Annotated in this window: 20 protein-coding genes and 1 riboswitch; of the genes, 11 read left to right on the forward strand and 9 right to left on the reverse strand. The window is 48.5% G+C overall.

The window, feature by feature from the left end; translation table 11 throughout:
• Nucleotides 1–199: 199 nt before the first annotated feature.
• From JW881_04020 to JW881_04040, 5 genes are all read left to right on the forward strand, one after another.
• On the forward strand, nucleotides 200–1465 hold the full coding sequence (locus JW881_04020; protein MBN1696662.1) for a carboxypeptidase regulatory-like domain-containing protein: 1266 nt from the start codon (nucleotides 200–202) through the stop codon (nucleotides 1463–1465).
• A gap of 51 nt (nucleotides 1466–1516) precedes the next feature.
• A complete protein-coding gene (locus tag JW881_04025) occupies nucleotides 1517–2437 on the forward strand; it encodes an EamA family transporter (GenBank protein ID MBN1696663.1) in 921 nt (306 codons plus the stop codon).
• Between the two features lie 324 nt (nucleotides 2438–2761).
• Nucleotides 2762–3403, forward strand: coding sequence for a class I SAM-dependent methyltransferase (locus JW881_04030; GenBank protein ID MBN1696664.1), 642 nt, complete (start codon nucleotides 2762–2764; stop codon nucleotides 3401–3403).
• On the forward strand, nucleotides 3394–3867 hold the full coding sequence (locus JW881_04035) for a GNAT family N-acetyltransferase (GenBank protein ID MBN1696665.1): 474 nt from the start codon (nucleotides 3394–3396) through the stop codon (nucleotides 3865–3867). Before JW881_04030 ends, JW881_04035 begins: the two co-directional genes overlap by 10 nt.
• A gap of 60 nt (nucleotides 3868–3927) precedes the next feature.
• Nucleotides 3928–4605 (forward strand): hypothetical protein, encoded by a 678-nt coding sequence (locus tag JW881_04040; protein ID MBN1696666.1) that lies wholly within the window; start codon nucleotides 3928–3930, stop codon nucleotides 4603–4605.
• Between the two features lie 40 nt (nucleotides 4606–4645).
• On the opposite strand, the gene JW881_04045 is transcribed toward JW881_04040, so the two are convergent.
• The 3 genes from JW881_04045 to JW881_04055 all read right to left on the reverse strand — a co-directional run bounded on the left by JW881_04045 (nucleotide 4646) and on the right by JW881_04055 (nucleotide 9309).
• On the reverse strand, nucleotides 4646–6439 hold the full coding sequence (locus tag JW881_04045) for an aminopeptidase P family protein (GenBank protein MBN1696667.1): 1794 nt from the start codon (nucleotides 6437–6439) through the stop codon (nucleotides 4646–4648).
• A 119-nt stretch (nucleotides 6440–6558) separates the two neighbouring features.
• The gene (locus JW881_04050) at nucleotides 6559–7578 is read right to left on the reverse strand and encodes a dihydroorotase (protein ID MBN1696668.1); all 1020 of its coding nucleotides are present in this window, start codon (nucleotides 7576–7578) and stop codon (nucleotides 6559–6561) included.
• Between the two features lie 15 nt (nucleotides 7579–7593).
• The gene (locus JW881_04055) at nucleotides 7594–9309 is read right to left on the reverse strand and encodes a hypothetical protein (GenBank protein MBN1696669.1); all 1716 of its coding nucleotides are present in this window, start codon (nucleotides 9307–9309) and stop codon (nucleotides 7594–7596) included.
• A 230-nt stretch (nucleotides 9310–9539) separates the two neighbouring features.
• Nucleotides 9540–9677, forward strand: a riboswitch (FMN riboswitch).
• 96 nt (nucleotides 9678–9773) lie between these two features.
• Here JW881_04055 and ribD point away from each other — a divergent pair.
• The 6 genes from ribD to JW881_04085 all read left to right on the forward strand — a co-directional run bounded on the left by ribD (nucleotide 9774) and on the right by JW881_04085 (nucleotide 16157).
• Nucleotides 9774–10907 (forward strand): bifunctional diaminohydroxyphosphoribosylaminopyrimidine deaminase/5-amino-6-(5-phosphoribosylamino)uracil reductase RibD, encoded by a 1134-nt coding sequence (gene ribD, locus JW881_04060; GenBank protein MBN1696670.1) that lies wholly within the window; start codon nucleotides 9774–9776, stop codon nucleotides 10905–10907.
• Nucleotides 10908–10917: 10 nt separating this feature from the next.
• Nucleotides 10918–11580, forward strand: a complete 663-nt coding sequence (locus JW881_04065) for a riboflavin synthase (GenBank protein ID MBN1696671.1) — start codon at nucleotides 10918–10920, stop codon at nucleotides 11578–11580.
• A gap of 18 nt (nucleotides 11581–11598) precedes the next feature.
• A complete protein-coding gene (locus JW881_04070; protein MBN1696672.1) occupies nucleotides 11599–12795 on the forward strand; it encodes a bifunctional 3,4-dihydroxy-2-butanone-4-phosphate synthase/GTP cyclohydrolase II in 1197 nt (398 codons plus the stop codon).
• Between the two features lie 28 nt (nucleotides 12796–12823).
• Nucleotides 12824–13285: a 6,7-dimethyl-8-ribityllumazine synthase gene (locus JW881_04075; GenBank protein ID MBN1696673.1), complete on the forward strand. Its 462-nt coding sequence runs from the start codon at nucleotides 12824–12826 to the stop codon at nucleotides 13283–13285.
• A gap of 52 nt (nucleotides 13286–13337) precedes the next feature.
• Nucleotides 13338–14909 carry a PH domain-containing protein gene (locus JW881_04080; protein ID MBN1696674.1) on the forward strand — a complete coding sequence of 524 codons (1572 nt, stop codon included), beginning with the start codon at nucleotides 13338–13340 and terminating at the stop codon, nucleotides 14907–14909.
• A gap of 222 nt (nucleotides 14910–15131) precedes the next feature.
• Nucleotides 15132–16157, forward strand: a complete 1026-nt coding sequence (locus JW881_04085; GenBank protein MBN1696675.1) for a zinc-ribbon domain-containing protein — start codon at nucleotides 15132–15134, stop codon at nucleotides 16155–16157.
• A gap of 222 nt (nucleotides 16158–16379) precedes the next feature.
• On the opposite strand, the gene JW881_04090 is transcribed toward JW881_04085, so the two are convergent.
• The 6 genes from JW881_04090 to JW881_04115 all read right to left on the reverse strand — a co-directional run bounded on the left by JW881_04090 (nucleotide 16380) and on the right by JW881_04115 (nucleotide 22157).
• The gene (locus tag JW881_04090) at nucleotides 16380–17123 is read right to left on the reverse strand and encodes a PTS sugar transporter subunit IIA (GenBank protein ID MBN1696676.1); all 744 of its coding nucleotides are present in this window, start codon (nucleotides 17121–17123) and stop codon (nucleotides 16380–16382) included.
• A gap of 148 nt (nucleotides 17124–17271) precedes the next feature.
• Nucleotides 17272–18033, reverse strand: a complete 762-nt coding sequence (locus JW881_04095; protein ID MBN1696677.1) for a tetratricopeptide repeat protein — start codon at nucleotides 18031–18033, stop codon at nucleotides 17272–17274.
• A gap of 35 nt (nucleotides 18034–18068) precedes the next feature.
• Nucleotides 18069–18521 (reverse strand): hypothetical protein, encoded by a 453-nt coding sequence (locus JW881_04100; GenBank protein MBN1696678.1) that lies wholly within the window; start codon nucleotides 18519–18521, stop codon nucleotides 18069–18071.
• Nucleotides 18522–18629: 108 nt separating this feature from the next.
• Nucleotides 18630–19067, reverse strand: a complete 438-nt coding sequence (locus JW881_04105; protein MBN1696679.1) for a response regulator — start codon at nucleotides 19065–19067, stop codon at nucleotides 18630–18632.
• Nucleotides 19068–19231: 164 nt separating this feature from the next.
• Nucleotides 19232–20599 carry a sigma-54-dependent Fis family transcriptional regulator gene (locus JW881_04110; protein MBN1696680.1) on the reverse strand — a complete coding sequence of 456 codons (1368 nt, stop codon included), beginning with the start codon at nucleotides 20597–20599 and terminating at the stop codon, nucleotides 19232–19234.
• A gap of 94 nt (nucleotides 20600–20693) precedes the next feature.
• Nucleotides 20694–22157, reverse strand: coding sequence for a hypothetical protein (locus JW881_04115; GenBank protein MBN1696681.1), 1464 nt, complete (start codon nucleotides 22155–22157; stop codon nucleotides 20694–20696).
• Between the last annotated feature and the right edge of the window lie 518 nt (nucleotides 22158–22675).

A 22675-nucleotide genomic window follows, 5' to 3' on the forward strand; every position in this document is an offset into this window, starting at 1 on the left:
CATATAATTACCTGTTTTATAAAGAATTAATTATGCTGCCCGTATTGTGTGTGACGATTGGCGAAAAAATGTATACTATTTCATACAGTTATGTTAATTATCGACACAGAAAAATCATATAGCCGGGCTACTTTTTTTTTCCGGCAATATATGATATACTGTTCGCTACAATAAAATAGCTATAAAAAAGGGGAACCTTATGAAAACAACAGTGTCTCTATTATTTTTTTCTTTACTGCTTCTCTTTTGCTGCCAGCCGCCGGGAGACAGCGGGTCCGGGACCATAACAGGCATTATCCGGGATCATTACACCGGAGAACCGCTATCCGGCGTTGCTATCGGCTATGGAAGCAGAAGCGCGACAACCGGGACGGACGGCCGGTATACAATCGATCTTGGAAAAAACTCCGGCACCATCATCGATTCCGTATGTCTGACCAAAACCGGTTACATGTTCCTGCAACTCGATGGCGTGGAGACTGATGCGGGGAAAGAAAATACGGTGAATATATACACGAACAGGATCGACAAGACCGAATATGAGACGATTAATGTGACCGGAAGAATATATCAAAATCCAGTCGCACCGGAAGAAATTCCAGATGAAACCAGTGTGAGATTCTATATTTTCAACAGCACTACCGGCAGCTACATCTCCGGTACATTGGATTATTTGGACGGATATTCGGTCGACACCCCGACCTTCGGCGACGATTGTCTTGTCATTGTCAGTGTCGGCGGTAATGTGTCGATGGCGGCGATGCGGATCGGCGTCGATCTTCATACCGATACGACGGAATGCGATATCACGGAAACCCCGGCCGTACCGGCCCCGGTTTCGATCACGGGAGAAGCGGCGGGAGATTTCGTGACCCTCCAGCTCGCGACCCCTTACGGACTTGTCCCCGCGGGAACCCGTTCATTGGCGGGAACGGCGCCGGAATATATATTTTATATGAATCCGGGAGGATACACGCAATGCGTCTGGCAGGTGGCACGCGGAAGCATTGAAGCGGACTATACGCGGAGATACCAGTCGTCCTCCGAAATCATTAATATCGATACCACGGTCACCCTCCCCGATATCGATGAGGCATTGGGGCCGGACGGTCCAATCGATCCGGATTCATTCAGCTACGAGGATGGTATTTTTCATCTCGATCCGGTCGCGAATACCAGTATGTACCAACTCACGATTATTAATCCCGGCAATCAGTTGACTATCGGTGCCTTAACGGCCCCGCAGGAAAACATCACCCTTGCCGAACCGATTGCATACAAACTGAGTGGAAGCCCGTATTATGTCATGGCGAATGCGATGGATACGGAAGATTATCCGACCACAATGACGAAGACCCTTACGGAAACAGGATTCAGACCGGGCCAGCTGCCGCCGGGCGTCGCGATCGGTATCGTCGACCGGGATGAAGAAAACTTTCAGTTTTATGCCCTGGTGGATTTCTGATACCGTTATCTTTTTTGACCGTCGGGCATTGATTTTAATGCCGCTTTCTGTTTGAATAAAGCCCTTATGCTTGCCGCAGGGATTATTTCGGGGCTGGCAATGGCCTTTTTTCAATCATGCTCATACCTTTCTTCCCGGTTTTTCTATGCCAGGACCAATGGGAGCGGCTTTCATCTCCTGAGTTTTTCCCATATCCAGATGGGGATCGCGGCGGTTATTCTTCTATGGATATTCCGGCCGCAGCACCCGATTCCTTTTACCGGGATCGCCTTTATCGTCATTCTCAACAGCCTCGTGTACATGGCGGGGCAGACCTTTTTTTTACTCGCATTAAAAGAGGCGAACCCTTCACAGATCGCCTCGCTTCTGGCATTGAAACTCATTGCAATCTCGGCCGCGAGTTCCCTCATCCTCCACCTCACGATTTCACCCCTCCAGATTTTCGGTGTCGCCCTCAGTCTTGCCGCGGTTTTTCTTTTGAACTCTTCCCGCGATAAAATACCGGTCAAGGGTCTCGTCTTTAGCCTGCTCGCCGTGGGGGGATATTCGGCATCGGATATCTGCATCGCCGTCATCGTCAACGATCTTAACCGGGCGGGGATCGCCAATGCATCGTTTATCGGCACATGTATGGTGTATATCTGTACGGGCATAATCGGACTCGTGATTCTGCCTTTTTTAAGAGACGGGGTCAAAAAGCCGGTCATGTGGCTTTCGGCCTTTCCATTCGCCGCTTCATGGCTGACGGCCATGTTTTTACTTTTTCAGACCTTTTTGCTGATTGGTCCGTTATTCGGGAATATTTTACAGACAACGCGGGGGATCATTTCCGTTCTGCTGGGCCTTCTCGTGAGCAAGCTGGGATTCATCCGGATTGAAGAAAAAATGGGACGGTATGCGTTTTTCAGGAGACTCGGGGCGGCCGTTCTTATGACCGGAGCGGTAAGCCTGTTTGTTTTTAATGGTATATGATAACAAGACAATTGTCGTACTTTACGATATATATCGTACTTTACAAGAGAAAGGCCGCCGGTAAAAAACGCGGCCTTTTCTCATGCAAGGAGTTATGAAAAGCGTTAAACCTCCTCTTTTTTTCAACACTATAAAAATATAATTATAATAATAAATACAATTGTTTTATATGATCATTTTACTAATATTTATGGCATTTTTCCTTTTTTTAAAAGACAGCGGTCATATAATTGTCACAGTGGAGAGAAGTGAAAAGGGAAACCTTGATTCGTATCCGGTTTTCCACTATTATAGTGAGAACCGGCACCGCAAAGGAAGCGAAGAGTGAAAAACCGGAGCAAACGAAAATGGAATAACTACTATAAAACCCACTCACCCGATACGATCAACTTCGATTCATGGCTCGAACAATATGAGGCGTATTTCCGGCCGGGGACGGAGGTGCTTGAAGTCGGGTGCGGATACGGATTCCATACGGAATACCTTGTCTCGAAAGGCTGTCACGTCTGCGCGACGGATTTTTCCAAAACCGTCCTGAATCGGCTAAAAAAACGCGTCCCCGGCGCCGCGGCCGGATATCTCGATCTTTCAAAAAGGATTCGTTTTCCCGGCGATTCCTTTGACGCCGTCATCGCCGATCTTTGTCTCCACTACTTCGACGACAGGACAACGAGACATATTTTGACCGCGTTCCGGAAGATACTCCGCGCCCGGGGAAGGCTTTTCTGCCGCCTGAACTCGATATACGACCTCAATCACGGGGCGGGACAGGGTGAGGAGATCGAAAGCAATTATTACCGGCATAATGGTATCCATAAACGGTTTTTCTCGAAAGCGTCGATCAACGATTATTTCAAAGAATGGGAAATCGAATCCATCGCCAATTATGATCTGCATCGACATGAAAAAACGAAAAATATCTATGAAGTGATCTGCCGGAACATCAAGGAAAACCCATGCGAATAGAACGGCTTGAGAAAAACGACATCGTTCCCTACGACCTCCTTCTCGAGGCTGATCCGTATAAAGCGATGATCGATTCATACATTCATGATTCATCCGTCTATGTCGCCCGGAACGCTTCCGGCGCCGTCATCGGTATTATCGCCTGGCTTCCGCTATCGGCCGAAACCGCCGAGATTAAAAACATCGCGGTGCACCCTGACTGCCGCAACAGGGGAATCGGGACAAAGCTTATCGGAAAGGCGTTACGGGAAATAAAAGCGGCGGGTTTCTCATCGGTTGTCATCGGCACAGGCAACACAAGCCGTCGGCAGCGTGCGCTTTATGAAAAACTCGGATTCAGGATCAAGGAAGTAGTGAAAGGTTTTTTTACGAAAAACTATCCTTTCCCTATTGAAGAAAACGGGGCAATCTGCGAAGATATGGTGGTTCTGGAAATGGAAATCGGGCGTGACGGACCGGGCTAATTCCGGCAGGATGCATCCCCGCCCGCTTCTTTTATCCGGAACTGAAAGAGGAACACATCCATGAGTTTTATCGATATCCCGACCGAACAAACCACCGCTATAACGGATCTTGTCCTGGCAGTTTCCGCCCTGACCCTGTCACTGTTCATCTATGGTATCGGGCGCACACGGGACGGAAAAAAGTCCTGTATCTGGTCATGGGCTTTCGGATTACTCGCACTTGCCTCCGTATTGGGCGCGGCCGCCCACGGTATTATGATGTCAAAAACGATCCACTTCATTATCTGGCAGCCGATTCATCTGTCGCTCGGCCTTACGATTGCGCTTTTCACAGCCGGGGTGGTGTACGATATAAGGGAATATTCACTTCCCCGCGGGTTTATGCCGGTTATCCTCGGGATCGGTGTTATTTTTTATCTGATCACCGTGCTTGTAAGCGGTGGTTTTTATGTTTTTATCATCTATGAATCCATCGCCATGCTCTTCGCGCTTGTTTCGTATATCATCCTCGCGATAGGAAAAAAGAAAAGCAGGTTCTGGCTGATGGCCGCGGGAATTTTCATCTCCATCTCCGCCGCCGTGATACAGGCAAGCGGTTCCGTCCATTTGACGCTGATCTGGGAGTTCGATTACAACGGGATTTTCCATCTACTGCAGGTGATCGGTATCCTTTTTCTATACACGGGAGTCATTGCCGACCTGCGCGCCCGGTCCCTCCCTTCCGGCACCTCCGCGTAAAAATCCCGCATGCGCCGGGCTGCTTTCCGCCGTTATTGTACTACAGCGGCTTTGTCGCTTCGAAAAGCCATTGCTTTATCTCTCCCTCGACACAGGGGCCGATCGTTTTTCGTACCGCAGCGTGATATACATCGATAAACGCGGTTTCTTTATCGGTAAGGAGTGACGGATCGATAAGGGAACGGTCGATCGGACAGAGGGTAAGTGTTTTGAAGTGAAAAAAGGGATGTTCGTGTATCGGTTTGTCTTCATTCTGAGCGACAACCACCAGGTTTTCGATTCGGATGCCGTACGCCCCCGTTTTATAATAGCCGGGTTCGATCGAACAGACCATACCCGGCGCCAGACTCACATACGTTCCGCGTCTCTGTGAAATGGAGAGTGGACCTTCGTGGACATTGAGATAGAACCCGACGCCGTGCCCTGTCCCGTGGCCGTAATCGAGCTTTTTTTCCCACAAGAAAATTCTCGCCAGCGCATCGAGTTGTATACCCTCCGTCCCCCGGGGAAACGAAATCATGGAAAGTGAAATATTTCCTTTCAGCACACGGGTGAACATTTCCTTCTGTTCCTGCGTGGGGGTACCGATCGCGACGGTCCTGGTGATATCGGTCGTCCCGTCCAGATACTGCGCGCCCGAATCGACAAGGTAAAGACCATTCCCCCCGATGGGCGTATCGGTGCCGGCGGTAGCGGCATAATGGACGATCGCCCCATGTTCCCCGAAAGCGGAAATTGTCCTGAAACTCGGTCCCATATAATATTGCTGTTCCGCACGAAAGGCTTCGAGTTTTCTTTCGGCCGAAAGCTCGGTTACCCCTCCCTCCCGAACGGCGCCCTCGAGCCAGGAGAGAAATTTGACCATGGCGATACCGTCACGGAGATGGGCATTTTTCAGACTGGCGACTTCAGTCTCGTTTTTCACCGCCTTCATGTAAAAAACCGGGCTTTCCTTGAAAAAGAGTTCACAGTGCGGTTCGACAAGAGAAACGGCCCGGTAACTTGTCCTGTTTCCGTCAATCCACGCCCGTCCTCCTTTTTTCGCACACGCTACAAGATGGCAGAGAAACTCATGATAGGGATATACCGATACAAGATGCCGGAGGTGGGCCGATAACGCTTCGGTTGTCTGCTGCAGCCGGAGAAACAGCTTTATCTCCTCCTTCGCGATGAGTGCATAGGCGATAACACACGGATTATAGGGTATGTCACCGCCCCGTATATTGAACAACCACGCAATGGCATCGAGTGAAGAGATGACATGAAACCTGCAGCCCTCTTCATCGAGTTGTTTTTTCAGCCGTATTATTTTATCTTCAAAGGACTCCCCGCAGAAAGTAGTATCATAGGGGGTAACCGGCGCGTCCGGAAAACCGGGGCTGTCTTTCCGGATCAGGTCCACGAGATTGTCCTCGATACATACCACCTCGATGTTCTTCGAGTCGACCTTCTTTTTTATCGCACGAACATCTTCCCAGGAAAAAAGGTCCGGATCGATTCCCAGCCGATCTCCCTGATTAAGCCGGTCTTTGAGCCAGGCCGTCATATCGGGAACATCGTTATTACCGGACTTAAAAAGGACAATGCCGCTTCCGTCGAGTTCCTGTTCCGCCTGCAGAAAATACCGCGAGTCCGTCCAGAGTCCCGCCTTGAAGAGGGTCACAGCAACATCGCCGGCTGAACCGGTAAAGCCGCTCAACCACTCTCTTCGTTTCCACATATCCGGCACATATTCATTCTGGTGGCGGTCTTTCGACGGGACAATGTAAGCATGTATATTACGCGCGCGCATAATCCTGCGAAGCTCTTTAAGCCGCCGGTCTGTCGTATGCATGTTTTTCCTCTCTTCATAAAGGTCGGGTGATCGTGTCATATTGTAAAGCGGAATATCAGACGGGGCCGGAGGACGTCTACTTTCTTACATTAACCAAATCGAGTTGATACCACTCCCCGTCAAACCCGGTCGAACGGATCAAACTCATATTCTCCCCGAAGCGACATATCCGGAATCCTGCCGGAATCTTCGACGGGGATATTGAATACCGATGTCACGGCATCGTGGGTGATTTTTTTAAGGAGGTCATCCGTCATTCCCATGCGTTTGAGTCGCCGGATACAATGGGGGTAAAAAGGAAGGCCGGGGATGCCTGAAACGGTCCTTTTTTCTTCTCTCGTGTGCGGGGCGTGATCGGTCTCGATCCAGTCGATTTTTCCTTCAAGTAACAGGCGGAGCATTTTCTTCTGGACTTCGCGGGGACGGAGGGGGGGATTGACCCGGAGGAGAAAACCATATTCACTTTTCATATGTTCGTCACAAAGGAAAGCATGATGGGGGGTGATGCCGCAGGTAATCCTGATACGTCCCCGTTTCCTCGCTTTTTCCACTTCCCGCACCGAATCATCCGTTGAAATATGGCAGATATGGAGATTCCCTCTGAATCCCGTTCGTTCGGCAAAACCGATCATGTCCCTGACGCTTTCGACTTCGCTTGCCGGGGGACGAATAAGGGTATGCGTAAAGGGATCGGCGATATTTGCCTTTTCCGGCCTGAAAAGGGATTCTTTTTCACAATGGACGGCAAGCACGCCGTCATATCCCGCCCTGACAATTGTCGTAATTACATTCCGCTGATCGTCTTCATTGGTGACGGCAAGATCCCCGGTCGAACTGCCGGCGTAAAGCTTGAGTCCGACGACACGAGGGAACAGATCACGCCAGACAGCCGCCATTTCCGCCGCCTGTCCGGGATATGAAGTCAATCCGGCATAAAGTCCGTGAAAAACCGCGCCTCCGGCACCGTCCGCGAGTGCGATACGGTCTTCGATAATCGTTCTTGCCGTAAGCGGAGGATTCGTGTTGGGCATCTCGAATACCGCGTCCAATCCCGCCCGGTACGCTACGGAAAGACCATGGGCCACGGTTTCCTTATGTTTCTGGTTCCAGTCTCTCAGGTGGACATGGGGATCTATCAAGGGGGTTCCCGCCTTTCAAATCGTCTTTACCAGTCGTTCGAGTCTTTCGATAATTCCGCTGTTTTTTTCTATTATCGCCGAAAGCTCTTCCGAGCTTTCGGCGATTTTTCTGCATTCATCGACCTGGGTCGTCGTCAGTCCGGCGACACCCTCCGCCTGTGCCTTGAGTTGTTCGATCGCGGCGAGGATGTCTTTGCTTCCTTCCGATTGTTCCTCACTTGCCGACTTCACTTCCTCGGAAATTTCGCTGAGCCGGTGAAAGGACGTCAACATATCGCCGATTGTCGTCGTTTCTTCTTCCATTGCGGCCAGAATTTCCGAATTGACCTCCGCCGTTTTTCGTGCGTCCTCAAGTATACTCTCGAGCCGCGCGCCCGCCCCTTCGGAGAGAACCGCGATGTTTTCGATACGGCCCAGCGTGTCCTTGAGAATTTCCCCGATTTTCCCGGCGTTGACGCCCGTCGTTTCCGCGAGGGTTCTGATCTCGTCGGCGACAACGGCAAAACCCTTGCCCGCATCCCCCGCGTGGGCGGCTTCGATCGCCGCATTCATGGCAAGCAGGTTGGTAGTATCAGCTATTGCGGAGATAATTTCAACGATTTCTTCGATTTTTTTACTTTCTTTTTCCGTCGCGCGCGTCGCTTCGACGACCTCCACAACGGTCTGTTCCCCTTCTCTGGCTGCATTGAGAAGATTTTCCGATACGGCATCCGCCCGTTTGGATGTATCGGTAATCAGCGCGATCGAACCGCTGATTTCTTCTATCGCAGAAACACACTCATGAACTAAAACGGCCTGCCTTTTAATGTTCTCCGACACCGATTGAATCGAGACGGTCATTTCGGTAATCGTCGAGGAGGTCTCGGCCATGACGGTGAGTCCGGAATTCGACGCATCGCCGATTTTTCTTGCAGAGTCGACCATATCGCCGATATTACCGCTCAACTTTTCGGAAGTGGAGAAAAGTGTGTTGCTTGATGAGAGGATATTTTTCGTCACCTCTTTGAGGTTTTCAATGAATGAATGGCGGGTTTCCTCTTTTTCAACCCGGAGGGATGTCTGCCGGATGACCATATTTTTAAACCGGCCGGCGTAATAGGTGAGAATACCGGTGACCATGACGAAAATAATCGGTTTATATATCTCGTCATCCCAATCGACGGTAATAAATTTATCGAGTTTATTGATAAAAACATTCCCCCCGGTTTCCAGAATACCGAGGGGGAAAATGACATGAATATGTGTCAAAAACGAATAAAAGACCGCGCTATAGATCCCGGTAAACAGAACGGATGACGGCGAATTTCTGAGTGAAGCGAGTGCCAGAAAGACAAAATAGAGGAAAGTGGGCGCCCCGGTGATGATAAGTCCGGGTTTGTTAAGGGCATTGAGATACACGATAATACTCAGAAACGTGACATCGATAAAAGGAAACACATACGGCATCCACGGATAATATTTTTTTTTCTTCACCTGAAATAAAATCCAGACGGAAATCAATACGGAGACGATGATACAGATCATTTCTGCGAGAAAAACAGGATCGACAATGACAGCAAAAATACTTCCTTTATCCTGAAAGACCCCCGAAAACACGATGATCACCAGGATAAAAAGGATTATGCAAATAAATATTCTGAAAACGGCAATCACCCGTTCACCGTGAATCCGGGCATTCAGAAGAAGTTCCTGTGCAATGTGCTTTGATTCATTGGATATTTCTTTATTCACCGCCGACACGCTCCTTTTCGCAGATTTTCTCTATAAGTCTACGTTTATTTTCGCGTTTTCGCAACGCTTATTCTGGTTATTGCGATCGATGTACTGAATCTCCGTCGCTGCTTTTTTGCAAAAAAACCGGACGAACAAGAGACCGTTTCTACCGGGTGCCGCTTTGACGGGCGGCGTGACCGCCGGTTCCCTCTCTTGCATAACACCACATCATGGTGTATATTTATACAAAAGGCCTTCAGGGCAAGGTGAAATTCCCGACCGGCGGTGATGCCTGCTTCAGGCTCGAGCCCGCGAGTTACCGGGAGGTAACAGATCCGGTGAAAATCCGGAGCCGACAGTAACAGTCTGGATGGGAGAGGGTCTTCTCTTGAAAACATCACATCCGGTGAATGAGAGAATCGTTCGACCTTACTTGCCGTCCACCCCTGAAAGACAGATAAAACCCGGAAAGAAGTGAAACCGTGGAAAGAAAATCCTTTTCCCTTGAAGAAGAAACCTTTATGGAGAAGGCGATCGCGCTCGCGGAACGGGCAAGGGGCGATACCTCTCCGAATCCCCTGGTCGGGGCGGTTGTTGTCAAGGATGGAGCGATTGTCGGAGAAGGATGGCACAAAAAAGCCGGCCTGCCGCACGCGGAAGTTGTGGCACTGGATGCGGCGGGTGAGCGTTCATCCGGCGCTACCCTGTTCGTCACCCTCGAACCGTGCTGCCACGAGGGAAAAACCCCGCCCTGTACAAAAAGAATTATCGGGGCGGGCATTAAACGCGTGGTTGCCGCCATGAAAGATCCTTTTCCCCTTGTGGCCGGAAAGGGATTCGAAGAGTTACGGCGCGCCGGTATCGAGGTATCGTATGGTCTGTGTGAAAAAAAGGCCCGCAGGATGAATGAAGTGTTTCTCACCTATGTCGAAACCGGACGCCCCTTTGTGACCATGAAGGCGGCGGTTTCCGCCGACGGGAAAATCGCAACGAAGACGGGAAGCAGCAGGTGGATTACCTGTACCGCATCACGTGACTATGTCCATGGGCAGCGGGGGTTTCATGACGCCGTAATGACGGGAGTCGAAACGGTATTGTCCGACAATCCCTCTCTTACCTGCAGACTTCCGGGAAAAAAACAACGGGTGAAACCTCGTATTGTCCTCGACAGCAGGGGGAGAACACCGATTGACGCACGGGTCCTCGAAGCCCCGCCGGGTCAAAAAACGATAATCGCCGCAACCGAACGTATATTGCCAGAAAAAAAAGCGGCACTCGAAAAAGCGGGTGCTGAGGTCATTGTCGTGAATACGGACGGGGACGGAAGAGTGGATCTGGTACATCTGATGGAAATTCTGGGGAAAAGGGAAATCTGTTCCGTTTTTGTCGAGGGGGGAGGGCGTGTGAATGCGGCCGCTTTGAAAGCGGGTATTGTCGACAAGCTTCTTCTCTTTATCGCCCCGAAAATCATCGGCGGACGTGATGCACCGACATTTGTCGAGGGGGAAGGTATCGAGTCGGTCGAAGAGGCAAAGCCCCTTTCGCTGGTTTCAATGTTGCGGTTTGACGATGATATTATGTGTGAATATTATATAGTGAACGGGAATAAGGTTTAAGGAGAGAGGTATGTTTACCGGAATTATCGAAGAATGCGGAACAATAAAGGAAATCGGCGGACCACCGGGGGCCGTCGGATTTACCGTCGCAGCTGTTACCGTCCTCAAGGGAACCAAAAAGGGGGACAGCATTGCGGTAAATGGTGTGTGCGTTACCGTCAACCGGCTTTCACCCGATTCCTTTTCCTTTGCATTGACGCCGGAAACCATGGAACGCACCGTGTTCAAACAAATGAAAAAAGGAGACCGATGTAATCTGGAACGGGCGCTCAGGGCGGGAGATCCTTTTGGCGGGCATTTTGTCACCGGCCATTGCGACGGAACGGCGCAAATCGCGGCGATATCGGCAAGGGGTGACTCGCGGGTTTTTAAAATCAAAGCTGATCGCAGAATTATGAAATATATCGCTTCCAAAGGATCGGTCGCGGTAGACGGCATCAGTCTTACCCCCTATGATTGTACCGATACCGATTTTACCGTTTCCGTCATACCCCTCACATTGGAACAGACGACACTAAAAGACAAAAAACAGGGCGATATGGTGAATATAGAGGCGGATATTTTATGTAAATACCTTGAAAGGCTTGTCGATTGTACCATGCTTGCGGAAGAGGAAAAGAAAAAAAGTACGATCGATAAAGATTATCTGAAAAAGACAGGTTTTCTGATTTAGACGCGAGGAGGTGCGGCTATGGCATTCATTGCTATCGAAAAGGCAATAGAAGAAATTACCCGCGGCAAGATGATTATTGTCGTTGACGACGGGGACCGGGAGAATGAAGGAGATCTCATTATTGCCGCGGAAAAGGCGACACCGGAGTCCATTAATTTTATGGCGAAGTACGGCCGCGGCCTGATTTGCGTTCCCCTTCAGGGCGAACGGCTCGATATTCTCCGTCTCCCCCCGATGGTGTCGGACAACAGGGAAAAAATGAAAACCGCGTTTACCGTTTCGGTGGACGCGAAAGAATGCACGACCGGCATCTCCGCCCATGAACGGTGGCTTACCATCAAGAAACTGATCGACCCCGCGACAACGCCGGACGATCTCCTCCGGCCGGGGCATGTGTTTCCGCTGAGATATGAAAACGGAGGCGTCTTAAAACGCGCCGGTCATACCGAATCAGCGATCGATCTTGCCGTCCTCGCCGGATTGTATCCGGCGGGTATTATTTGCGAAATCATGAACGAAGACGGAACAATGGCGCGGACGCCGGAACTCGAAGTTTTCGCAAGCACTCACAACCTTTCGATCATCACGATCGCCGATCTCATCACTTATCGGATGAAAAAGGAAAAACTTATCGAACGGGTCGCGCAGGCGGAACTGCCCACGCGGTACGGTAATTTCAAGACGGTCGCATATAAATCGGCGGTGGACAATCAATGCCATCTCGCCCTGGTAAAAGGGGATGTCGCCGGCAAAAGGAATGTGGCGGTCAGGGTTCATTCCGAGTGTCTCACCGGTGACGCACTCGGTTCGCTGCGATGCGACTGCGGGGCCCAGCTTCAACGGGCGATGGAATATATTGCGGAAAAAGGCCGCGGCGTCATCCTCTACATGAGGCAGGAAGGCCGCGGCATCGGGCTGATGCATAAACTCAAGGCATATGAGCTTCAGGACGGCGGAAAGGACACGGTAGAGGCGAATGTCGAGCTGGGATTCCCCCCCGACCTGCGGGATTACGGCGTCGGCGCCCAGATACTCGTCGACCTCGGTCTGACGACGATTCACCTTTTGACCAACAACCCGTGTAAAATTGCCGGATTGTCCGGTTACGGACTCACCGTCACACGGCGAATCCCGATTGAAATCGAACCCCTTCCCACGAACGCCTTTTATCTTAAAACCAAAAAGGACAAGCTGGGACATATTATCAATATATAAGGTAATGGAGGATATCGACATGGAAAATATAAAAATCATCGAGGGAGAACTCATTGCAAAAAACCTGCGGTTCGGCATCGTCGTTTCGCGGTTTAACGAGTTTATCTCGGGTAAATTGCTGGAAGGCGCGCTAGATTGTCTGTTCAGGCATCAGGCCGATAAAAAAGACGTGTCGGTGGTATGGGTACCCGGTTCGTTCGAAATACCCATCACCGCACAGCGGATGGCCGCATCGGGGAACTATGATGCGATTATCTGTCTCGGCACCCTCATCAGGGGATCAACACCGCATTTCAACTATATCGCGGCGGAAGCTTCGAAGGGTATCGCCCAGGTCGGCCTGAAACATAATCTTCCCGTCCTTTTCGGGGTGATTACCACGGATACGATCGAACAGGCGATCGAACGAGCGGGAACCAAGGCGGGAAACAAGGGATTCCATGCCGCAGAAAGCGCGATCGAGATGGCGAATCTCTTCAAGAAGATATGATGCGTGTGACGGGAAAAAACTGAATCAATAACAAAGCAGAAACGGAGGACAAATGATTTTCAGACTGCTCTTTCCCGCACTGACCTTCATTGAAGCGGATTTTCTTTTAAAGGTACGGAAGAAAAGGGCGTTCGGCCGCGCATTAGCCGTATGGACCGGCGGCTGGGTATGTTTCAATATACTCTTTTTTATTCCCCTCATTTTCTCAAGCCGCTCCATCATGGGTTCCGCCGTTATTTTCACGCTGCTTTCTCTCTTCCTCCCGGCCGTCTTTCTTCTCAGATCGCATCTGATCGGATATTCCGAAAACACTTTGCTTCGAAGAATCACGTCATCCGAAGCGGATAAAAAACGGTTGACGGCCCTGCTGCGTGAAAAAACATCCATCGCGTTGACACTCTTTCTGCTTTCATTTTCCCTGCTCTTCGGCTATGCCCTGGCTGTTTCCTTTATTTTTTTACTTTTCGGGGCGATCACCCTGTCTCTCTTTTTCATCCAGCTGGCCGTTTCCGCAATATCGTCTATCATCATTCTTATCCTTTTCGTTTTTCGCCGTTATCTCTTCGGAAAAAACTGGAAATGGGTCAGAAAAGGGTTCATAAAACTGTTCGGGTTTGCCGGATTTCCCGTTGCCGCCGCTTTAGCCGAGGCCCTCTTTCTGATACTCATAAGCCCCTTCTATTTTACCGGGTGGAACGCATCGATTGCCGCCGTTGTTTTATCGGGCATTTTCTTTTCTCTTCCCCTGCTCAACAGCATATTCAGGGACAAACGCCTTTTCGTCCCTTTCAGGTTTACCGTTTTCCTTTTTTTGTCGGTACTGATTATTGTATTTTTTTCACCGCTCGCCTCTGCTATTGGGCGGCTGCCGGGGCTCTCCTGCGGCATGATTGATGAAATGATCCGTCCGCTTGTAACGGCACTTTCGTATTATTCCGGGATATGCCTGTCGGTCGTCAGGGGCATTCCGCTTCCCCTTTTTATTTTTCTGCCGTTTACTTTTTTCCCGCTGCTCGCCGTCAACAGGGGTATATATGAAGCGGCATATGTGATTCGGAAACAGTATGAACGGTACCGGCACAAAAACGTGTTCGGTAGGAAAACCAGGGTGTCTTTCAGCGGCGCGCTTTCACCGTATCGTGCATTTTTCTCGCTTTCGGCGGCCGTGATTATCGGATATATTCTTTTTCTTGAAGCCCGTCCCGTTTCAAGACTACTCCTTGACTTTACCGGGGCCCTCCGGATGACGGAAAAATCAGGATCGTTCGGAATGACCGCCGATATCATATATCGGTCTGTCGATATTCTCTTTACAGCCATTACCGTCATTCTCCTCCTCCGGGGTATCGCCGGAATCCTTTATTCACTGAGGAGTTTACTCTTTCTTTCGGAGGATGAGTTTGTCTTTTCGGAAAAACGGATTCTTTCATCGACATTGCACCGTATTCCCCTCAAGACAATCACCCATATCATCGTAAGGCAATCGGCCCTCGACCGGTGCTTCGATACCGGCGTCCTCGTTATTCGAACATCGGGAAGCGGGAAAGACATCCGTATTCACGGGATGTCCTTTATCCGGGAACGGCAGAGGCTGCTTATGGAAAAGGTAATGGGCCCGGATTGAGACACGGATAACGGCTTTACGATTCGGGCCGGCCTTCCGGCGCGGGCGGCGGGAACATCTATTTATCATTTTTGAATTAAAGCTTTTTATTCTATGTTTTTTATATGATTTTTTTATCAATATCAGTCAATTTAATTCACATTTACTTGCCTTTTCCCCTATAAATTAATAAATTTAATCGTTATGAAAAGCTTAAAACTACTAAAAAAAGAATCACTGGCAGTGAAAGACCCTGACTTGGCAAAAGAATGGCATCCAAACAAGAACGACGGCCTTTCCCCAAAAGACGTGTTTCATCATTCCGGCAAAAAGGTATGGTGGATATGCAAAAAAGGCCACGAATGGCAGGCGATTGTCAACAACAGGGCGAGCGGAACCGGGTGTCCCTATTGTAAGGGAATTTATGTGTGCGATGATACCTCATTCAAAACACTTAGATCCGACCTGGCAAAAGAATGGCATCCGACCAAAAACGGTAAATTAACACCAAATGACGTCACGATCTATTCTGCGAAGAAAGTATGGTGGAAGTGCAAGAAGGGACACGAGTGGCAGGCGATTATCGCGGCCAGAACCTCCGGAAACAAATGCCCCTTCTGTAACGGCAGAAAACTTTGTGAGGACAGTTCACTGGAAAAGGCGAACGCGAAACTGTCCGCCGAATGGCATCCCACAAAGAACGGAAAACTTTCACCAGCCGATGTATTGCCGAGTAGCCCGAAAAAAGTGTGGTGGCAATGTAAAAAGGGGCATGAATGGAAAGCGGGAATCGCCTACAGGGGAAGGGGAAGAGGATGTCCGTACTGTGACGGTAAAAAGGTAAGCAAGGACAATTGCCTTGCGACCCTCCATCCGGAAGCGGCAAAAGAGTGGCATCCTTCGAAAAACGGAGACCTTTCTCCGAAAAAGGTGACACCGCATTCACAGAAAAAGGTGTGGTGGCAGTGTAAAAACGGCCATGAATGGCAATCATCCGTGGGGTACAGGACAATGGGGTATGGATGTCCCTATTGCGACGGAAGAAAAGTAAGCAAGGATAACTGTCTTGCGACGCTTAATCCACAGCTTGCCTCCGAATGGCATCCCACAAAAAACAGAATACTTAATCCGGAGAATGTGACTCCATTTTCCAAAAAGAGAGTATGGTGGCAATGTAAAAACGGACACAGCTGGAAAGCCTCTATTCTGGACAGGCATAATGGGGAAAATTGTAAAAAATGTCTGCGGCAGAATAAACAGACAGGGTAACTGATTATTGCTGGTGATCGAACGAACCCGATTGAATACTCTTATTTGATATGGAAGAGTAAGAAACATTAAAGCAATTCATTTTCGAGGGCAGTTTAACCGGCTGCCCTTTTCATGAAATCCAATCAAAGCTAACCCATACCATGAAAAGGCGGATAAGCGCCGATTATCCTCACTCATATGAAATAAATCGTCATTTACCCCATCACGGCCGGAAATACCTTACAGGTTGTCCTTCCATTTGTTGATCGCAAATATCTCCTGGTCGATGGTGATAATGTTGGTAAGAATTTCTTTTATGCTTTTGACATTGCGAAGCCGGAACACGACCTCCCTGTTTCGGATCAGCATTGCAAGCTTCGCCAGGATTTTCAGGTGAATCAGTTCAGACGGCGTACAGATCAGGAAAAAGATATGGGTCTTTTCACCGTCAAGTGAATTGAAATCCGTGCCTTCCCGGCAAAGGCCAAATACAATACATGGTTCCGCAACGGGACAGTCTTCCGGATTTCTCGGATGGGGAATTGCCACCCCCCGGCTAATCGCCGTCGACACCATATCTTCGCGTTCAAGGAGGAGGGAGAGGAGTGTTTCGCGTTCCTTTATCCTGCCGGACCGTATGAGTGGTTCGATCAGCTGAATCAGAATGTCCTTTTTTGTGCCCGGTTTCAGGTCTAAAACGACCAGTTCCGGCTGAATCAGCCGTGAAAGGGGGAGGATGATGGTTCCCTCCTCACTGAGTTTGACAAGGGTCGTCTTCGATGCCATGGTCATTCGGGACATCAGCCAATCGTCGATAACCGTCCTGATAAACCGCTGCTGATTGGCGACCGTTGTCACGGGAATCTCGCCCTGATCCGCCATCCGGTGCAGTGTCTCTTCCGATATTTTCAGGTATCCTGCCAGTTCACTGAGTGTCATGATATCTTCGTCGATTTTTCTGGTTTTTTTACTGTTGTTTTTCATTGAAATGACCTCCAATGTACACTATTGTCTATTGTTGTACATAAATATACCACTTTATAATTATGAAAACAACCGGAATCTGCGGATAAATTATTGACCTCATATATTGTTTTCATTTTTGGGGTTGAAGTGACTTTAATATACTCCCTTATTGAAAACCGGATTCCATTTCCCGAAGCACCGCCCGGGCCTTTTGCTCCCATATCCGTTCCGTCCGCCTGTTGAAATGCTGCATCCGTGAAAAAAGCGTGACAAGCCGCCTGAAGGTGGCAACCGCCTCGTCCTTTCTTCCTTTTTTTCTTAAAAACTCTCCGTAATGGTACATCGCCTTGAGGCCGGGATATGATGTTTCGAGGATACGGTACTCGTCTTCGGCGGCTTCGACCTTGCCGGATGAGGCAAGGACATCGGCATAGAGAAGCCACACATCGTAGCTTTCGAACCTTCCGTCCTTTTCCTTTATACGAAGGAGATACGCCTCAGCTTCGCCGAAACGGCCCAGGTGGTAAAGGACCCCGGCAAGACCGTGGAGGATATACACATCATCGGCGTAAGGGCCCGAAAGACATTCACGGTAAAGGGATTCGGCTTCGAGATACCCTCCCTGTTTCATATATTCGTCCGCGAGTTCCTTTCTGTTGAGAAATGTGTCGGATTCTTCAAGACGTTCTTTCAGTTCCTCTATTTTTTTTTGCGGGTTGAGTGTATGGATGACTGTTTTCCGGAGGTCTGATCGGGTGTGACCGGAGAGGAGTGAGGGAAGTATTTCAACGATCAGATAGGCGATTCCGCCCGCAAGGGGAATGAAGATAATGACATAGATCCACCATCCCGGCCGTCCCGTTTTTACGGCATGGACGATACAGAGTACCTGGAGAATGATGGGGACCGCGACCAGGATCAAATACACATTATCTCCCCGTTAACGCGTCTCGGAAACACCGGTCAGTTAATTCGTTTGAAGACAAGGGGAGGCCCCGATTGAGCCCGTGCCTGGATGACCTTGATAAGATCGTCATTGATAAATGTAATTCTGCTTTGTCCCCCGTTTGCTTCAAGACTTTCGATAATAAGGACGTTCCCGCTTTCAGAGATGACTTTATATTTGTTGACGCTGGATTGTGTCTGGCCCGAGGTCGACAATTCTGTTCTCACCGTATTTTTTGTATAAATAAGCTGCATGCTTTCAAACATTGTAAAGACCGTTTCGATTTCAGGATTCTTTTCGATTTCTCTTCTGATTTGGGGATCGTTCTTAAAGGTCGCGGTATCGAATTGCCATGTTCCCACGATCGCTTTCGCAAGTTTCCCGTCCGATGAGCCTTTTCCGTCGCAGGCAAAAAAGCATATCAGAAAGATCGAACACGCTATTGATATTATTTTTTTATGCCGTGTCATTATAGTCGTCTCCTTTATTTTTGTCGAATGTGATTAATAATATGAAACGGACGATAAAAATCAAGCCATTTTCCGAAAAAAACGACTATATCCTCCCCGCGTATCGTCTCATTCAAAGCTGTGGAGTACGTTTTCGACATTGAAAAGCAGCACATCGAAATCAAACGGTTTGTCCAGCACGGTTAACGCCCCGTTTTCAATCGCTTCTTTATGCAAATCCTCGTTCCCGAAAGCCGTAATAAGGATAATCGGCGGAAATCCCTGCAGCGATTTCAGTCCGGCCATGATTTCCATGGCGGTATAGTGCGGCATTTTGATATCCGATATTATCAAATCGATCTTTCCTTCATCGCCCAACATGGATTCGCTTATTTCTTCGAGTAATTCCTTACCATTCGCGCACGGCTTAACTTTATAGCCGAATTTTTTGAGATAAATAAGCAGCAGGGTCCGCATTTCCTTGTCGTCTTCAGCAACAACAATATACGGCGTCTTCTCTTTCTGTTCCTTGTTATCCCCGGTCATTGATGTGGTGACATTCTCCATAATGTAGCCCTCCTCTTTTATTGATGGACATTTCAATATTAATATATGCAAAAACCATGCCGTCATTATCCGGCTTGCAGCACGGAGGAAACAACAGGTACAGTGCCCGCAATACATGGAGGGATGATGGCGATTGATGATTTTTTGGACAATGTGGTGTTTTTCTACACTTTCGGGTCGATATTATGGCGTTTCAATTTTTGATAAAGGGTTTTCCTATCAAATCCCAATATTCGCGCCGCGGCGGATTTATTGTTGTTCGTTTTTCCCAGAACGAATATAATATATCGTTTTTCCAGTTCATCCATTGAAATAAGCGCTTCCCTGCCACCGCCGAATACCGAATGATCGTCGACTGCGCGGCTGCGGATCTTCTCCGGCAAATCATCGACAAGTATCTGCTCGTGATTCGTCAGGGCGACCGCCCGCTCGATACCGTTTTTCAATTCACGAACATTACCCGGCCAATCATAGGAAAGCAGCTTTTCCATCGCGTTTTTATTGATTCCCGTTATTTTCTTGTTATACCGTGATGAAAAATAGGAAAGGTAATAATCGGCAATCAACAGAATATCATTCCCCCTCAATCGAAGCGGGGGAACTTCAATCTGAATGACATTAAGGCGGTAGTAGAAATCCTCACGTACCGTTCCGGTACGGACGGCTTCTTCGATATCTCGGTTTGTTGCCGAAATCACCCGCGTATCGAACGGAATTTCTTTTTCATCTCCCAAAGGGCGCACTACCCTGCTCTCAAGAACACGCAGCAGTTTTGCCTGAAGATACACGGGGATCTCACCGATTTCATCGAGAAAAAGGGTTCCCCCGTCGGCCTGGAGAAAGAGACCTTTTTTATCCGTTTTTGCGTCGGTAAAAGCGCCGTGCCTGTACCCGAAAAACTCGCTTTCAAGCAATGTCTCCGGAACAGCCGAGCAATTGACGGCCACAAAAGGTCCTTCCGCCCTCCCGCCGAACCCATGGATTGCTTTTGCAACGAGTTCTTTACCTGTACCGCTTTCTCCCGTAATGAGGACATATGAGTCGGTGTCAGCGGTCCGCCTGATGAGTCCGTATACCGTATCCATGACCGGGCTTTTCCCGACGATACCATAAGGATTTTCGCCGCCGTCGATCAATTTATTCAATTTCTCAATTTTATCGGACAGCGAACGGTATTTGACCGCCCGGTCAAGCATGAGTGAAAGGATAGAGGTATCGAACGGTTTTGGAATAAAATCATATGCTCCTGCGCGAATCGCCGCGATTGCCGTTTCCATGCTTCCGAACGCGGTAATGATAATGACGGGGAGGTCCGGCCTGTTTGAAACGACACGCGCGCATAATTCGAGACCGTCCATCCCCTTCATGTTGATATCGGCAAGAAGAACATCGATATCGCGTTTTTCGAGTTCATGCAGGGCGATATCGGCAGAGGGGACGGTCGTCACGGAAAAACCCGCTTTGCCGAGCGTCGAGGAAAGCATCGCGCACATATCATGGTCGTCATCGACAATCAATATCTTCCCTCTCACATCGACTCCCCGACCCCGGGCGTTTTCCTCTCCGATCGCTTGTGAAGCCGGATACCGGCAATGAGACGGTAAAAAGAAAGCTGCCCGGAAACCATTATGAACCATCCCCGATTATCGGCAGATAGATATTGAAACAACAGCCGCCCTCCGGATTGTTCTCCACTTCGATCCGGCCGTGATAATCCTTGATAATATCCTTTACCAGTGAAAGTCCGATACCCGACCCTCCCTGCGTGGACTTTGTGGTAAAAAACGGCTTGAAGACATTTTCAATATCGGCCTCCGGTATTCCCGGCCCGTTATCCTTGATGTAAAGAGAAAGTGTCTTGTTCACGGTTCCGGCGGGGACACCGGGCAGTGTCATGGAGACAATCGAAACGCCTATCTCAATTTTTCCTTCTCCGGGGATTGCCTGAATGGAGTTCAAGATAATGTTGGAAAGCACTTGCTGTATCTGGATTCTGTCCACATTGCCAATGATGTCTTTTTCATTCTCGATCAACTCGATGGAAACACGCCGGTATTCCTTGTTCAAACCGAACATATCGATAGTTTTTCTTACAATTGTATTGATATTGACGGGCTTTTTTTCAGGCTTTTTCCTTCTGGAAAAATTAAGCATATTCTTTATTATCGTCGTAATATTGTCTGTTTGTTCACCGATAATATTCGCGTTCTCGATTATTTCATCATGCGAAAGGTCGAATGAATTCAATAATTTCGCCCTCCCTGAGATGATATTCAGCGGCGTTCCCAATTCATGTGCGATACCGGAAGTAATTTTCCCGATTACGGCGAGTCTATCCATATGGCGGAGTTGTTCGAGAATTTTTATATGCTCGTCTCTTTCTTTCATAAGCATTTCTTCCGTGCTTTTCAATTCCGTCCGCATGGCATCCAGGCCGGAGGCAATCGTGGAGATCTCATCGTTTCCCTTGACGGCAATCATGTCCGAGCGGTTCCCCGCACCAAGCCGTTTGATAAAACCCAATATTCCGGAAATTCTCTTTGAAAGCATGAAATATCCGATTACCCAAATCAGGATAAACGTACATATCGATATGAATAGGGCGACTATTCCCAAGTGTACCATATTGTTGATAAAAAAGGTATCGATCACCGATGATAAATCTTCATAAACTTCGATCGCGCCTGTTCGGGATATAGGAAGGTTGACGGGCAGATACGTGCAGATAAATTTTCCCTCATCGAGATTGATAAACGAACTGACATCCCGGTCTGACTGCCCGAGGATTTTCTCACAATCGATAACGGGTTTGAACCGGATTTCATTATCCGAATCCAGCCATACCCACCGAATCCGGGCCGTCGAATGTTCATTCACTTCATCAAGCAGTTCAAGCGAGAACGACAGGCCGTCTCTTTCCCATACGGTAACGAATTCGATTGAAAGTACCTTTGCCAGCGTCTTCGTATCGGTTTTTATATCCTGGATATAATTATTGAGATCCCGCTGATATGCGAATATTCCGTAAATAATGAAGGAAACAATAAAAACAATAATGATGGAAAAAAACAGTTTATATGATATTTTCATACATTATATCACCCTAATTATGCCGATAAAAAGCGAAAAAGACAATCCCGTTCTCAAAAGACACCTCCTTCTCTACCTTTATGCAGACGATATAACCTCTTTTTGCATAATTGCTTAAAAAGCAGGAAAATCGAATAAAAGTTACACACAATTTACCGGATCCGTTCCGGCGAAGATACTCCCGGACATGATACAACCGAAAAACAGCTTTACGGGCAATAACCCTGAATGTATTATTAAAATTCCAACATTTTATTTATGAAATTCCAATAATCTAAAAGATTCTCTGATATATAATAAAAATAGTACATATAATAATAACTAATAAAACCGACCATGAAAGGAGTGTAACAGTCAATGACAAAAAAAAGAATCAATACAATCCTTGCGACGTTGTTCGTCCTCTGTGTATTGTTCCCGATTCACCTGGGGGCGGCGCCGTCGTTCGTGGGAAACGTCATCGGGAACAGTATTCCGGATAATTTCTCCACCTACTGGAACCAGATCACCTCCGAGAA

This window comes from Spirochaetales bacterium, from assembly GCA_016930085.1.
Lineage (GTDB): Bacteria > Spirochaetota > Spirochaetia > SZUA-6 > JAFGRV01 > JAFGHO01.

Bases quoted from the DNA above. Each gene is read 5' to 3' on its own strand.
- JW881_04035 (MBN1696665.1), top strand. From the start codon at position 3,394: ATGCGAATAGAACGGCTTGAGAAAAACGACATCGTTCCCTACGACCTC.
- JW881_04105 (MBN1696679.1), bottom strand. From the start codon at position 19,067: ATGGAGAATGTCACCACATCAATGACCGGGGATAACAAGGAACAGAAA.
- JW881_04115 (MBN1696681.1), bottom strand. From the start codon at position 22,157: ATGAAAATATCATATAAACTGTTTTTTTCCATCATTATTGTTTTTATT.
- JW881_04080 (MBN1696674.1), top strand. From the start codon at position 13,338: ATGATTTTCAGACTGCTCTTTCCCGCACTGACCTTCATTGAAGCGGAT.
- JW881_04020 (MBN1696662.1), top strand. From the start codon at position 200: ATGAAAACAACAGTGTCTCTATTATTTTTTTCTTTACTGCTTCTCTTT.
- JW881_04100 (MBN1696678.1), bottom strand. From the start codon at position 18,521: ATGACACGGCATAAAAAAATAATATCAATAGCGTGTTCGATCTTTCTG.
- JW881_04040 (MBN1696666.1), top strand. From the start codon at position 3,928: ATGAGTTTTATCGATATCCCGACCGAACAAACCACCGCTATAACGGAT.
- JW881_04070 (MBN1696672.1), top strand. From the start codon at position 11,599: ATGGCATTCATTGCTATCGAAAAGGCAATAGAAGAAATTACCCGCGGC.
- JW881_04045 (MBN1696667.1), bottom strand. From the start codon at position 6,439: ATGCATACGACAGACCGGCGGCTTAAAGAGCTTCGCAGGATTATGCGC.
- JW881_04065 (MBN1696671.1), top strand. From the start codon at position 10,918: ATGTTTACCGGAATTATCGAAGAATGCGGAACAATAAAGGAAATCGGC.
- JW881_04090 (MBN1696676.1), bottom strand. From the start codon at position 17,123: ATGAAAAACAACAGTAAAAAAACCAGAAAAATCGACGAAGATATCATG.